The following is a 13,817-nucleotide window of genomic DNA, read 5'->3' on the forward strand; positions in this document are numbered from 1 at the left end:
TATTCGGCTGCTGGCTGACGATGGCCGTTAGCTAACAACCGGCCCCAACCGCAACCCCAGCTACCCATGCCTTCCTACTCGTTTACCAACAAGCGCACCAATCTGTATATTTTTCTGAGTGCCGTTTTCCTGACAAACGCGCTCATTGCCGAGATCATCGGCGTCAAAATATTCTCGGGCGAAACCCTCCTGGGCACCCAACCCGCTCAGATTCACCTCTTCGGCGACTTCATTCTGGATTTCAACCTCACCGCGGGCGCCGTGATCTGGCCGTTCGTTTTCGTCACCTCTGACATCATCAACGAATACTTCGGCAAGGCGGGCGTTCGGCGGATTTCGTTCCTGACGGCAGGCTTTGTGGCGTATAGCTTCCTGATTATCTATGCCGTGACAACGCTGCCCCCGGCTCAGTTCTGGCTCGATGTCAACGCCAAAGACGGGGCCGGAAACCCCATCAACATCAACAACGCCTTTCAGATGATTTTCCGGCAGGGCCTGGGCATCATCATCGGGTCGCTGACGGCTTTTCTGATCGGGCAGATTCTCGATGCGTCGGTGTTTCAGTATCTGCGGAAGATCACCGGGAGCCGCAAAATCTGGCTGCGGGCTACCGGCTCTACACTGGTGTCGCAGCTCGTCGACTCGTTCGTAGTACTGGGAATCGCGTTTTATGTGTTCGGCAACTGGTCACTGGCGCAGGTCATTGCGGTAGGCATCATCAACTACCTCTACAAAGCGACCACCGCCGTCCTGCTGACCCCGGTTCTGTACATCGCCCACTACGTCATCGATCGGTACCTCGGTAAAGAACATGCCGAAGAGCTGGCCAACGAGTCGGCCATGAGTTCATTTATGTAGGGGCTGGCTTCGTCGCCAGTTATCGAGCAACACCGCCGTAGCGATGCCGACGTTCAGCGATTCGGCATCGCCATAGCGCGGAATCGTAACCCGGTTCGTCACAAACCGCCCTACCTCCGCCCGTATGCCGTTCGATTCATTGCCCATGACCAGGTAGCCTCCCGACCCGAACGGCAGCGTATGCACATCGGCGCCGTCCAGAAAAGCGCCGTAGACGGATACCTGTGCCGGCAGGACGGTTGTTTCCAGAAACGATGTCAGATCGCCGTACCACCACGATACCCGCGTAAACGATCCCTTGCTGGCCGAGATAACCTTCGGGTTATAGACGTCGGCCGTCGTGTCGGAGCAAAGAATTTTACGAACGCCGTACCAGTCGGCAATGCGCAGAATCGTGCCCAGGTTACCAGGATCCCGAATATCATCGAGAATTAACGCTATTTCGCCGGCCTGGGCTACTAAGGGGCGGTTTTCTTTCGTTCTGACCACAGCCAGGGCCGCGTTGTTGCTTTCGAGCGTACCGACCCGCTCGAGTTCGGCCACCGACGCGATTTCGACGGGTGTTCGTTGGCGGTCTGTCAGCTGGACGTTTTCTTTGTAGAAGCCTTCGGTAGCCACCACCAGTTCCGTATGGAAATCGGACAGCAGCACTTCCTGCACGCTCTTGGCCCCTTCGACCAGGAATGCGCTATGTTGCTGCCGGTATTTTTTCTGGTGCAGCGACCGAATGAATGACGATTGACTTTTTGACAGCATGAAGCAGCGAGTGGATAGTGAGCAGCGTATTCATCATATCGATCGACAAAAGTTGGCACAGGGTACTGCGCTCTGGCGTCGTTATTCGGTCTACCTCCTCTACTATTCGATAAGCATTGGTTTATCCGGTTGCCTGAGTTCCAAACAGCTGCGAACCGGCGAGTACCTGCTGACGGCTCAGACGGTTCGCGGCAGCCGCACCATTCCGGCCGATGAGCTGGAAAGTCTGATTCCGCAAAAACCCAACCGGCGCATACTGGGACTTCCGGTTACCCCGCCCCTCTGGTTTTATCAGCTTGGCCAGCGCCGGTACAACCGCGAAGCCGCCGTACAGGCGTTTCAGGCCAAAACTAACGAATTTGAGCAGCAAAGCCAGCAGATCAACAGCGCCGGAACCGAATCGTCGGCCGAACTACGCCGACTCAACCGCCGGTATGACCGGCAGCTCAAGCGCCTTCGCGTACGAGCCGAAGAAGGCAACTGGCTGATGCGCAACCTGGGCGAGCCACCCAGCTATTTTGCCGAAGCCGACGCCCAGACCAACACCGCGAAGATGCAGGAATACCTGAAAAACAAAGGGTTTTTCAACGCAACGGCGGCTTATCGGCTCGACACCCTGCGCCGGCGACAGATCCGGGTTCGCTATAGCGTTACGGAGAACGAACCGTTTTACCTGCGTACCATCACCTACGAAATTGCCGACCCGCGCGTCGACTCGCTGGTGCGGCAATCCCTGTCGGCCTCTCCCCTGCAAACCGGCACCCGCTTCGACTTCGATAATCTCTCTGCCGAGCGGGTCCGGATCGAGTCGCAGCTGCGCGATCAGGGCTACTATGCCTTTTCGCGGCAGTTTGTGCGCGCGACCGATGTCGATACCACCCGCCGGTTTGTTCGGGTGCCGCAGGAAGATTCAGTACAACGGGCCATCGACCTCTATATTCAGGTGCTGAACCCGCCGGGGCAGTCGGCCCATCCGGTCTACCGCATCGGCGACGTTGACGTTCAGATCAGCCCGAACGCCGACTCACCCGGCGCATCGACCCCGGGTAGTGTGGCGCTCGACACGGTTCGGCGCAATGGCGTTCTGTATCTGCTCAACGGCCGGGGCATCTCGACCCGCCTGCTCGACAGTAAAATCAGGATGCGGCCCGGGGCGCTCTACAGCCAGACTAACTACCGCGAAACCCAGCGGCAGCTCTTCCTGCTGAACCAGTTCAAATTCGTCAATCTCAACTTCACCGATACCACTAACCGACGGCTGCGAACCCTGATTACGGCCTCCCCCCTCGATAAGTACGAATACACCTTCGAGGGCGGTTTGTTTGTGCTGTACCAGACCCAGACCACCACCCCGGGCCCGTTTGCCAACCTGACCTTTCGGGTGCGCAACCTCTTCGGCGGTCTCGAAACCTTCGAAACCAGCTTCCGCTACGGCCTCGAGGCACAAACCGGATTCTCCAATGCAGCCACCGGTTCAACGCGCGATGTTTACCGGGCACAGGAGCTGGGCGTAACTACCTCGCTCACCTTTCCGCAAATCCTGTTTCCGGGTCGCCTTCGGTTTGGATTCAGCGCCTATAATCCGCGAACGCAGGTTAGTCTGGGCTTTACCAACACCATACGGCCCGATTTCAGGCGATCACTGCTGCGGGCTACCATGGCCTACAACTGGCAAACCAGCCCTGCCAAACAGTTTAGCTTCCTGATCGCTGATGTGAACCTGATCAACGCCGGCATCGGCACCGAAGCCGACATAAGCCGCCAGTTTCAGGCACAACTTGATACAAACGCCTTTCAGGGGGGCACGCTCTATCTGAGCTTCCGGCGCTCGTTTGCCTCAGGAATCAGCTTTGCCTACACCTACAATACGAACGTTGTCGGCCAGAACCGACGGGCAAACTTCCTGCGTACGGTTGTCGAGTCAGGGGGCACAACCCTGAACCTGTTTAAGCCCGAGCAGCTGGAACGGTTTTTTAGCCCAACCGATTCCACTGGTTTGCAGTACTACAAATACCTGCGTTTCAACGTCGATTACCGGTATTATATACCACTTCGCCCCCGAACCACCCTGGCGTTCCGAATCAATACCGGGCTTGTATTAGGCTACGGACCGGGCCGTACGGCTCCCTATGAGAAGCTATTTTTTGCAGGAGGTAGCAACAGCGTGAGAGCCTGGTTACCCCGCCGGTTAGGGCCGGGCAGCGAGTATCCACTTTTCTCGGCGGCTAACTCCCTAAACCCTGACCCCAGCCGGGAAGGCCAGTTTTTATACACATTCGAAAAACCCGGCGATTTTCTGCTCGAAGGATCCGCTGAGCTCCGTGGTCGGTTGTTCAAACTGTTGGCCGATATTGACGGAGCCATCTTCATAGACGCCGGTAACGTCTGGCGACTGCCGGGCATAACCAGCGGCACCGAACGGGGTGAGTTTCGGCTCAACTCGTTCATTCCGCAAATTGCCGTCGGTACGGGCGTTGGGCTACGGCTGGATTTTTCGTTCTTCATCATCCGGCTCGATGGCGGTATCAAAGTGTGGGACCCGGCCCGACAGTATATCGACACCGACGGTCAGCCGGTTGACGATCGATTTATCCTGCCCAGATTCTCACTCCGCAAACTCTCCAAAGGGCCCAACCCGCTGGTCATCAACTTCGGCATTGGGTACCCCTTTTAACCAGCAGGCTGTCTTGGTTATTAGGAGTTTTTAACAGCTTTTTCTGCCAAAATGACAGCAAGCCGGGTGTTTTCTTCGTAAATTTGCGGCTTCAGCTGGCCAAAAACACAGCAGGCCCCGCCTAAAGACCGGGTGCGGCACGCAGGCTGCCAGTTAATTAACCGATTGACTTCACATGACGCTCATCCCCGAACTGACCATATTACAACCGGCTGATAAGGAAGGCATTGACCAGCCGCGCACCTCAGAAGACGAACTCGCCGTTGGTAAAAAACGGCTGTATATCGAAAGCTACGGGTGCCAGATGAATTTCGCCGATAGCGAGATTGTAGCGGCCGTCATGCGAAACGCCGGTTTTGCCACGACCTCAACCGCCGAAGATGCCGACCTCATCTTTCTTAACACCTGCGCCATTCGCGACAATGCCGAGCAGAAGGTACGCAACCGGCTCAAGCACCTGACCGGGCTGAAACGCCAGAAACCCGAACTGCTGGTCGGTATGCTGGGCTGCATGGCCGAGCGGCTGAAAACCAAACTGCTCGAAGAAGAAAAAGTCGTTGACATCGTGGCCGGTCCCGATGCCTATCGCGATATTCCGAAGCTGGTCGAAGAAGCCGAGTCGGGTCAGAAAGCCGTAAACGTTTTCCTGTCGCGCGAAGAAACCTACGCCGACATTGCTCCGATCCGGCTCAACTCCAACGGGGTTACAGCTTTCGTATCCATCATGCGCGGCTGCGACAATATGTGCAGCTTCTGCGTGGTTCCCTTTACCCGTGGTCGTGAGCGGAGTCGCGATCCGCATAGCATCGTCCGCGAATGCCAGGATCTGTTCGATCAGGGCTACCGCGAAGTTACCCTCCTGGGCCAGAACGTCGATAGCTACAAGTGGACCGAACCAGCGGAGGAGTCGGCTCCCCAGCCCGCGTCGGCCGTAACGTTTGCGAACCTGCTCGAACGGGTAGCGCAGATCCACCCCGACCTCCGGATTCGGTTCAGCACCTCGCACCCCAAAGACATTACCGATGAGGTTCTGTACACCATGGCCCGGTACGATAACATCTGCAAGTACATTCACCTGCCCGCCCAGAGCGGCAACAGCCGGGTGCTGAAGCTGATGAACCGGACGTACGACCGCCCCTGGTACATCGGCAAGATTGACCGGATCCGCGAAATTCTGGGGCCGGACTGCGGCATCTCTACCGACATGATCTCGGGCTTCTGCACCGAAACCGAAGAAGAACATCAGGAGTCGCTGTCGCTGATGGACTATGTCCGGTACGATTACGCCTACATGTTTGCCTACTCCGAGCGCCCCGGCACGCTGGCCGCCAAAAAATACGCCGACGACATTGCCGAAGACGTGAAAAAACGGCGGCTGAACGAAATCATTGCCCGGCAGCTGGAACACTCGGCCCAACGGAACCAGCGCCACATCGGCCAGGTACAGCGGGTGCTGATCGAAGGCCCCTCGAAACGGTCAGACGCCGAGCTCTGCGGTCGAAATGATCAGAACAAAATGGTCGTTTTTCCGCGCGGTCAGTACCAGAAAGGGCAGTATATCAACGTGCTGATTACCGAATGTACATCGGCTACGCTGCGGGGCGAAGTAAGTAGTGACTAATGGATGATGAAGACTGGACAGTGAGCGCGGTATCCATTTCAGCATCCAGTCTTCATGCTACAGTAGTCATTTTTCGATACAGTTATGAATCAACAGGAAATCCAGTCGGTCAAGCAACGCTTCGGCATCATTGGCAATGCACCGGCGCTCAACTACGCCATCAACGTGGCGATGCAGGTAGCGGCCACTGACCTGACCGTATTGATAACGGGCGAAAGCGGTAGCGGTAAAGAATCGTTCTCCAAGATCATTCATAGCCTGAGCGCCCGGAAACACGGCCAGTTCATAGCGATCAACTGCGGAGCCATACCCGAAGGAACGATCGACTCCGAGCTGTTTGGTCACGAAAAAGGATCGTTCACCGGCGCCGTCGATTCGCGCAAAGGCTACTTCGAAACAACGAACGGCGGTACCATCTTCCTCGACGAAATCGGTGAGATGCCGCTGGGCACCCAGGCTCGCCTGCTGCGTGTGCTGGAAAATGGCGAGTTTATCCGCGTTGGTTCGTCAAAGACGCAGAAGACCGACGTACGGGTTGTGGCGGCTACCAACGTCAACCTGATGGACGCCGTCGACAAAGGTAAGTTTCGCGAAGACCTCTATTACCGGCTCAACACGGTTCCGATCTACGTCCCCCCCCTGCGCGAACGGGGCAGCGATATAGAACTGCTGTTCCGGAAGTTCACGACCGACTTTGCCGAACGCTACCGCATCAAGCCCCTGCAGCTGACCGAAGGCGCCAAGCAGTTGCTGATGAGCTTTCCGTTTCCGGGTAATATCCGCCAGCTGAAAAATATTGCCGAGCAGGTATCGATTCTGGAGTCGGAGCAGAACAAGCCCATCGAGGCCGATGTCCTGGGCAAATACCTGCCCCAGTCGCAGCAACCCAGCCGCACGCTGGCCCTGTTTCCGCAGAGCAACGGCGGCCCCGCGGGCGATAACTTCTCGGAACGCGAACTGCTGTACAAAGTATTGTTCGATATGCGTCGGGATATGAACGACCTGAAACGGCTCGTGCGCGACGTACTGGGTAACGAACAGGACGGCCGTCAGATTCTGCATAACCACCGCGACCTGTTCGACTCCATTCCGTCCGATGCCGACCCAACTGCCGATGGTAACGCCCCGCGCTACCTGCCGGCCCTGAATGGAGCCGCTCAGTCGGGCCTGGGTCTGCCAGACGCGCCCCGCAACCGACCGGCCGTCGATTCGTCATTCCGGCCAACGCCCCCGCCCGCCGAAACCTATGGCAGCCATCCGCCCGTTCAGATTTTCGACAATGTAGACGGCGACGTCAACGATATAACCATAGAAGACGTCACCCACGAAACCGAAGACGACGAGTCGCTTTCTCTCGAACGGCAGGAGAAAGAAATGATCCTGAAAGCGCTCCGGCGAAATAACAACAAACGCAAATACGCGGCCCAGGCCCTGGGTATCTCCGAGCGGACCCTATACCGTAAAATCAAACAGTATGAAATTGATGAAGAGTAAGTCCATGATGACGGAGTCCGCCAGTGCCAGCGAATCGACAATCGATTCGTCGATCGATCTGGCCAGGTGGCTCAAGCGGGTCCTGTTGTCGTTCAGCCTGCTTCTTTCGTCGGTCGTCATGCAATCCTGCAGTATCTATTCTTTTACGGGAACAACCCTATCGCCGGATATCAAGACCGTCACGGTCAACAATTTCACCCTGGCTACGGCGGGCGGACCGGCCAACCTGCCCCTGACGTTCAACGAAAAGCTCAAAGAGTATTATCAGCGCTACACGAACCTGAAAGTGCTGCCCAGCAACGGTGACCTGGTGCTGGAAGGCAACATTACCGGATACGACCTGCTGGCCGTAGCACCGACGGCTTCTGACCAGGCCGGCGTTAACCGACTGCAGATTACGGTGCTGGCCCGATTCTACAACAACAAAGACGAGAGTAAAAACTTTGAGCAGTCGTTCTCGTTTTACCAGGATTTTCCGCAGAACCAGACGCTTAGTCAGAACGAAAGCCGGCTGGTACCCAAAATCCTCGACCAGATTGTACTCGATATATTCAATAAAACGGCAGCCGACTGGTAAGGATGAATGATGAATTGACCAATAAAATCATTCGTTATTCATCATTCATCCTTACTTTCGCCTAGCCCGACGCCCCCCATCCGTATGCAGCCTCTTGACAAAGAAACATTCTCCTACTGGGTCACCCATCCCGACGACCTGAGCCCCACCGACTACGTACAATTACAGGAAACCCTGCAACAGTATCCCTACTGCCAGTCGCTTCATACCCTGACCGCCAAGGCAGCTTCGGTACACCTGAAGCCTCAGACCGTACCGCTCATCCGGCAGGCAGCTGCCCATGCGCTCAGCCGGAATGCCCTGCGCAAACTGATCGACAACGAATTTCAGTGGTCCGAAAATCTGCTGACCAAGCTCAATGAGCTCTCGGCCAGACACGTTCCGATTCCCGACGATTACCAGCAGGAAAGCTACGCCCTGTTTAAATCCAAGGCGGGCCTGAGCGACAGCTTTCTTAAACTGCCTCTGCTGCGTTTGCCGGGTCAACCGGTTGAGGAACCAGCCGCCACTGTACCGACGCCCGAAGACCCTACGCTGGCCGAAACCAACCTGCAGAACGAGCTGGCCCAGATTGCAGAAGCCGCACCGGCCGAGCCGACCCTGTCGGCCGCAGACATCGAGCGCCAGCGTCAACTCGACCTGATCGAGAGTTTCATCCGCAACGAGCCGCGTATCTCGCCGATCCGCACCCGGCCCGGTGAGCAGATGGAGCAGGAAGATTTGACCAAACGCAACAAACCGGTTGGTGGCGCAGGCGGCCTGGTGACAGAAAGTTTTGCGAAAATTCTGGAGAAACAGGGGAAATATGCCAAGGCCCGCGAAATCTACGAGAAGCTGATGGCAAAAAATCCGGAGAAAAAAGCGTACTTTGCGGCAAAAATCGGTGAATTAGAGAGCGCGCAGAACGCAACAGGCAACTAAGTGGGTCGTCGTTCACCGAAAACCGCATTAAACCAATTAAGAAACTCTTTACATGATAACGGCACTTATTGTCTTCATTTGCATTCTCACCGTACTGCTGATCCTGGTGGTACTGATCCAGAACTCGAAAGGGGGCGGACTGACCAGCGAAATCGGTGGCTTAGGGTCTAACCAGTTGATGGGCGTCAAGAAAACGACGGACCTCCTCGAACAGATTACCTGGGGCCTTGGTATTGGCGTCATGGTTCTCTCGCTGGCTTCCTACATTGTTGTTGACCGCAACGCAGTAGCTGGTGTCAACAGCGTTAACGTTGACCGGGCGCAAACCCAAACGCTGCCGGGAGCCGCGGCTCCAGCGCCCGCTACCCAGGGCGCGGCCCCCAGCCAGGCAGTTCCGGGCGCTGCAACGCCCGGCGCGTCGACCTCGGCCCTGACGCCCCAGAAATAACAGAGCCGGTATCGGCCCCAAAAAAAGCCCTGACGTCGTGTCAGGGCTTTTTTTGATTGAGCAAATTGATTGCAAGTGTGTATGACGGCTCAGGCCCGTCCCACCTGGGAAGCCAGTAGCTGACGCGCAATGGGCAACAGCGTTTCCTGAATGGGGTAAGTCCGCTTACTTTCCAGCATGAAAGTGGCCGGGTTCGGCAGGTGCCGATGCCGCCGGATCAGGTCTAGCTTGATGCTTTCGAAGGTGGTAGCCAGGCTCTTCCGAATCGCTTCAACGAACCGGAACTGCACCAGTCGCCCCCCCGGCTCCTGCTGCGAATACAGCGTCACCGAAAAGTAGTAAACATGCGTTTCGGGCTGGTTAGTGGCGTGGAGCAGCAGGTATCCTTCTTCGGGCCGTAGCGGCATCAGTCCTATAGGCGCCAGGGTTAGCGTAGCCACGATGTCGGCCCATCGTTGTTGCCCCTCGGTGAGGGTAGATTGTAGGCGCGGCAGGGCGAAATTCAGGGTGGCATCGATCTCGGCCATGAATTCGTCGTCCGTTACCTCAGATTTGTATTCAATTCGGGGGGGCGGGCCGGTAATACCCGTTGCTCGTTTGGGAAAGGCGGCATTAAGCGTACCTTTGCCCCTCGAAAACCGAACACCGGCTTCGTAATGGTTACGTAAGTCGGGTAAGTCAGGACAGAGCTTATCGGCCATAAAATTCTGCTGGACCGCCTGCAGATATGCCAACAAGACATACTTCTGATACTCTGCGTCAAGCCAATTGTGCGTGAACCAATCCGGTTGTAATTTTTTCATAGACGTAAACAAATCGCTTTGTCAGCGCATGAGAAAGTTAAGATAATGAGTTGGACACAAACTGCCAAATTCTGTTTGCCCAATGAGATTCTCCTGCCAAAGAGAATAGAGGTAGATCGGCGAATGGCAGACTGTCAGACAAAACCCTGAAATTTTGACAGACTAGCGTCTTGGCACAGTAATTGGCGGGCCGGAAGCAGAGCCGCCTGAGCGGTTGTGTGATGCATTACACAAACAGTTAATAACCTTAATCAACTCATTACTATGGTAGCTGAACAGGAAAGCGTTAAAGTGAACGTGAAACCGCTGGCTGACCGGGTGCTGGTAGAAGCCGCACCGGCTGAAGAAAAAACCTCGTTCGGGATCATCATCCCTGACACGGCCAAGGAAAAACCCCAGCGTGGTACGGTCGTTGCCGTTGGCGCAGGCAAAAAAGATGAGCCGCTGACGGTACAAGTTGGCGATACGGTTCTGTACGGCAAATATGCCGGTACGGAAATCACCGTTGACGGTAAAGAATACCTCATCATGCGCGAATCGGACATTTTCGCAATCCTTTAAAAACAGAATGATGCGTGATAAGGCATGAGCGCGGAGTGGCTTGCCCTGGGCACCCTTTGCTGTTCATACCGTTGTTCATCATTGATCATTCATAATTTATCATTTTACAACAATGGCTAAGAAAATTTTCTTCGATACCGAAGCCCGCGAGCGTATCAAAAAAGGCGTCGATACGCTGGCAGATGCCGTAAAAGTTACCCTCGGACCTAAAGGCCGGAACGTAATCCTTGACAAGAAATTCGGCTCTCCTGCCATCACCAAAGATGGTGTGACGGTAGCCAAAGAAATTGAGCTGAAAGACGCCATGGAAAACATGGGCGCTCAGCTGGTTAAAGAAGTAGCATCGAAAACGGCCGATTCGGCTGGTGACGGGACTACCACGGCCACGGTACTGGCGCAGGCGATCTACTCGATCGGTGCCAAGAACGTAGCGGCTGGTGCGAACCCAATGGACCTTAAGCGCGGTATCGACAAGGCGGTTATGGCCGTAACGGCTAACCTGGCTCAGCAGGCCCAGACCGTCGGCGACGATTTCGGCAAAATTCAGCAGGTGGCTACCATCTCGGCCAACCACGACGAAGAGATCGGTACGATGATCGCTGAAGCGATGAAGAAAGTAGGTAAAGAAGGCGTTATCACGGTTGAAGAAGCGCGCGGTACCGAAACGGAAGTAAAAACCGTAGAAGGTATGCAGTTCGACCGCGGTTACCTGTCGCCCTACTTCGTTACCAACACCGAGAAAATGGAAGCAGAACTGGATCGTCCGTTCATCCTGATCTCGGAGAAAAAAGTATCGTCGATGAAAGAGCTGCTGCCCGTTCTGGAGCAGGTGGCTCAGACAGGTCGTCCGCTGCTGATCATCGCCGAAGATGTAGATGGTGAAGCACTGGCTACCCTCGTTGTCAATAAAATCCGCGGTGCCCTGAAAGTGGCTGCCGTTAAAGCGCCGGGCTTCGGCGACCGTCGGAAAGCTATGCTCGAAGACATCGCTATCCTGACCGGTGGCCAGGTTATTTCGGAAGAGCGCGGTTTCAAACTGGAGAACGCTTCGATCGACTACCTGGGTCAGTGCGAAAAAGTCCTGATCGACAAAGACAACACCACCATCGTAAACGGTGTTGGTCAGAAAGAAGATATCACTGGCCGCGTCAACCAGATCAAAGCGCAGATTGAAAACACGACTTCGGATTACGATCGTGAAAAGCTTCAGGAGCGTCTGGCCAAGCTGTCGGGTGGCGTAGCTATCCTTTACATCGGTGCGGCTACCGAAGTAGAGATGAAAGAAAAGAAAGACCGCGTTGACGATGCGCTGCATGCCACCCGCGCTGCAGTAGAAGAAGGTATCGTAACCGGTGGTGGTATTGCCTTGATCCGCGCTATTTCGGCTCTGGACGGTGTAAACACCATCAACGAAGACGAGAAAACCGGGGTGAACATCATCCGTGTAGCCCTCGAATCTCCGCTGCGTACCATCGTTGCCAACGCTGGTGGTGAAGGTTCGGTGGTAGTGAACAAGGTGAAAGAAGGGGATGGCGGTTTCGGCTACAACGCTAAAAACGACACCTTCGAAGATCTGTTTGCTGCCGGCATCATCGACCCGAAGAAAGTGACCCGTCTGGCACTGGAGAACGCGGCCTCGATTGCAGGTCTGCTGCTGACGACCGAATGCGTTATTGCCGATGAGCCTGATGAAGCACCAGCTGCTGGCGGTGGAGCCGGTATGCACGGTGGCGGCATGGGCGGCATGATGTAATCATCAGTCCCATTCGTAAAAAAACCTCCTGTCTTTAGACGGGAGGTTTTTTTATGAGCTATCAGTCGCTGTCGTACCTATACACTGACATGCCCGATCCGCATTTTAGCCTGTTGGTTCATCTGCCGAAGGTGTTCTGTATGCAGCACCAGTTTGCCGGGGTTCATAGCGGCATTTGATTGCTGGAGCGCGTCAGCCTGATCCATTTCCTGTACTAGTTTCTCCAATTCGCTCTGCATAGTAATGGCTAGTGAGGTCAGTTGACTGATATGCTGGCTGGTTTGCTTCTCCTCTTCTTTGTTTAAGTCTTGTTTCACACTTTTTGATGCAAGAAGAGTTGAAATCATGTTGTAATGGACATAGAACAGAGTAACTTCTTCAAGCCAACTCACTAATACGGAGTCCATTTCAGCAATATCTGGTATAGGCAATGGTCTTTTGGCAGACTGACCTCTCATAAAATTTCTTGTTTAACTTTTTTAGGTGTATCGTCGCCAAATATTAAACAAAAACCTTGCCTAATAGTACGCAAATAGTCAAATTGATTATTCGGTAGTTCCGAAAGGTGACTTTTAGTGATTAACATTTTTTATAAGTAGTTTATACACAGCCAGCAACACCGCCAAACAGATATTCGTAACCTATTCAACTGATGTGCTTTTATGCAGCTTATCAGCGGCAAAATGTACCGAGCCAGAAAGACAGTAAAGCCCGGAAAACAACCATACAAACAACAACAAGGTTTACAGCCATGATCTCTCTACAACCATTCTCCAGGGACTCCATCCCGTTCGCTATTGCCCTGGAAAACCATCCTGAAAACCGGCGATTCGTGGGTCAATGGGCACATGCTCAATACGATAACGCAGTAGCTGATCCAGACTATGGGTGTTTTATAGTCTTGACCGAAGGAACCCCGATAGGTCACTGCATTCTATCGGGTTTAAAGAGTCCAGATAAAGCCATACTTCTAAAACGGCTTGTTATACAGGCTAAAGGGCAGGGATATGGACGGGCTACACTTGCCCGGCTTATGGAGCTGGTATTTGATGGATATAAGGCCAACCGCCTGTGGCTAGACGTACGGGCGTTCAATATCCGCGCTGAGGCCCTGTATCAGTCGATGGGTTTTTGTCACGAAGGAACCCTGCGCCAGGGTACACACGTAGATGAGGCCTATTATGACCTAAAACTGTACGGATTATTAAGGGAAGAATACGAGCAGCAACAAAGACTGCCGGCGGGTCACTAGTGAAATCAGTGACGGTCTGGTAGTGGGGTAGTAAAAACAAAAAAGCCAAGCGAGACACTCTCTTGGCTTTCTGATTTACTCAACGTTATGAAAAACTTT

The 13,817-nt window shown here is 54.5% G+C and carries 13 protein-coding genes; 10 read left to right on the plus strand and 3 right to left on the minus strand.

All coding sequences use genetic code 11. From position 1 onward, the window contains the following. The first annotated feature begins 66 nt into the window (after positions 1-66). Positions 67-858, plus strand: coding sequence for a queuosine precursor transporter (locus tag B1C80_RS05805; protein ID WP_077920134.1), 792 nt, complete (start codon positions 67-69; stop codon positions 856-858). Here B1C80_RS05805 and B1C80_RS05810 read toward each other — a convergent pair. Continuing rightward, complete coding sequence (locus B1C80_RS05810) at positions 847-1,614, minus strand: RNA methyltransferase (RefSeq protein WP_077920135.1); 768 nt, start codon at positions 1,612-1,614, stop codon at positions 847-849. The genes B1C80_RS05805 and B1C80_RS05810 overlap by 12 nt on opposite strands. Here B1C80_RS05810 and B1C80_RS05815 point away from each other — a divergent pair. From B1C80_RS05815 to secG, 6 genes are all read left to right on the plus strand, one after another. After that, positions 1,613-4,288, plus strand: a complete 2,676-nt coding sequence (locus tag B1C80_RS05815; protein WP_077920136.1) for a BamA/TamA family outer membrane protein — start codon at positions 1,613-1,615, stop codon at positions 4,286-4,288. The two genes, B1C80_RS05810 and B1C80_RS05815, sit on opposite strands and share 2 nt — an antisense overlap. 175 nt (positions 4,289-4,463) lie before the next feature. Further along, positions 4,464-5,909: a tRNA (N6-isopentenyl adenosine(37)-C2)-methylthiotransferase MiaB gene (gene miaB / locus B1C80_RS05820; protein WP_077920137.1), complete on the plus strand. Its 1,446-nt coding sequence runs from the start codon at positions 4,464-4,466 to the stop codon at positions 5,907-5,909. Positions 5,910-5,993: 84 nt separating this feature from the next. Continuing rightward, positions 5,994-7,403: a sigma-54-dependent Fis family transcriptional regulator gene (locus tag B1C80_RS05825; RefSeq protein WP_077920138.1), complete on the plus strand. Its 1,410-nt coding sequence runs from the start codon at positions 5,994-5,996 to the stop codon at positions 7,401-7,403. A gap of 4 nt (positions 7,404-7,407) precedes the next feature. After that, the gene (lptE, locus tag B1C80_RS05830) at positions 7,408-7,980 is read left to right on the plus strand and encodes an LPS assembly lipoprotein LptE (protein ID WP_369822682.1); all 573 of its coding nucleotides are present in this window, start codon (positions 7,408-7,410) and stop codon (positions 7,978-7,980) included. A gap of 84 nt (positions 7,981-8,064) precedes the next feature. Then, on the plus strand, positions 8,065-8,901 hold the full coding sequence (locus B1C80_RS05835) for a hypothetical protein (RefSeq protein WP_077920140.1): 837 nt from the start codon (positions 8,065-8,067) through the stop codon (positions 8,899-8,901). A gap of 52 nt (positions 8,902-8,953) precedes the next feature. After that, positions 8,954-9,349, plus strand: coding sequence for a preprotein translocase subunit SecG (gene secG, locus B1C80_RS05840; protein WP_077920141.1), 396 nt, complete (start codon positions 8,954-8,956; stop codon positions 9,347-9,349). 89 nt (positions 9,350-9,438) lie between these two features. Here the strand turns inward: secG and B1C80_RS05845 are convergent, their stop codons facing one another. Next, positions 9,439-10,152: a hypothetical protein gene (locus tag B1C80_RS05845; protein WP_077920142.1), complete on the minus strand. Its 714-nt coding sequence runs from the start codon at positions 10,150-10,152 to the stop codon at positions 9,439-9,441. A 264-nt stretch (positions 10,153-10,416) separates the two neighbouring features. Here B1C80_RS05845 and groES point away from each other — a divergent pair, with 264 nt between their 5' ends. Beyond that, positions 10,417-10,713: a co-chaperone GroES gene (gene groES, locus B1C80_RS05850; RefSeq protein WP_077920143.1), complete on the plus strand. Its 297-nt coding sequence runs from the start codon at positions 10,417-10,419 to the stop codon at positions 10,711-10,713. Between the two features lie 112 nt (positions 10,714-10,825). Continuing rightward, positions 10,826-12,466, plus strand: a complete 1,641-nt coding sequence (gene groL, locus B1C80_RS05855) for a chaperonin GroEL (protein ID WP_077920144.1) — start codon at positions 10,826-10,828, stop codon at positions 12,464-12,466. Positions 12,467-12,543: 77 nt separating this feature from the next. Here the strand turns inward: groL and B1C80_RS05860 are convergent, their stop codons facing one another. After that, positions 12,544-12,924, minus strand: a complete 381-nt coding sequence (locus B1C80_RS05860; protein ID WP_077920145.1) for a hypothetical protein — start codon at positions 12,922-12,924, stop codon at positions 12,544-12,546. Between the two features lie 194 nt (positions 12,925-13,118). On the opposite strand from B1C80_RS05860, the gene B1C80_RS05865 reads away from it, so the two are divergent. After that, positions 13,119-13,718 (plus strand): GNAT family N-acetyltransferase, encoded by a 600-nt coding sequence (locus B1C80_RS05865; protein WP_077920146.1) that lies wholly within the window; start codon positions 13,119-13,121, stop codon positions 13,716-13,718. The last annotated feature ends 99 nt before the right edge of the window (positions 13,719-13,817 follow it).

The organism is Spirosoma sp. 209 (assembly GCF_002006735.1).
GTDB classification, from domain to species: Bacteria; Bacteroidota; Bacteroidia; order Cytophagales; family Spirosomataceae; genus Spirosoma; species Spirosoma sordidisoli.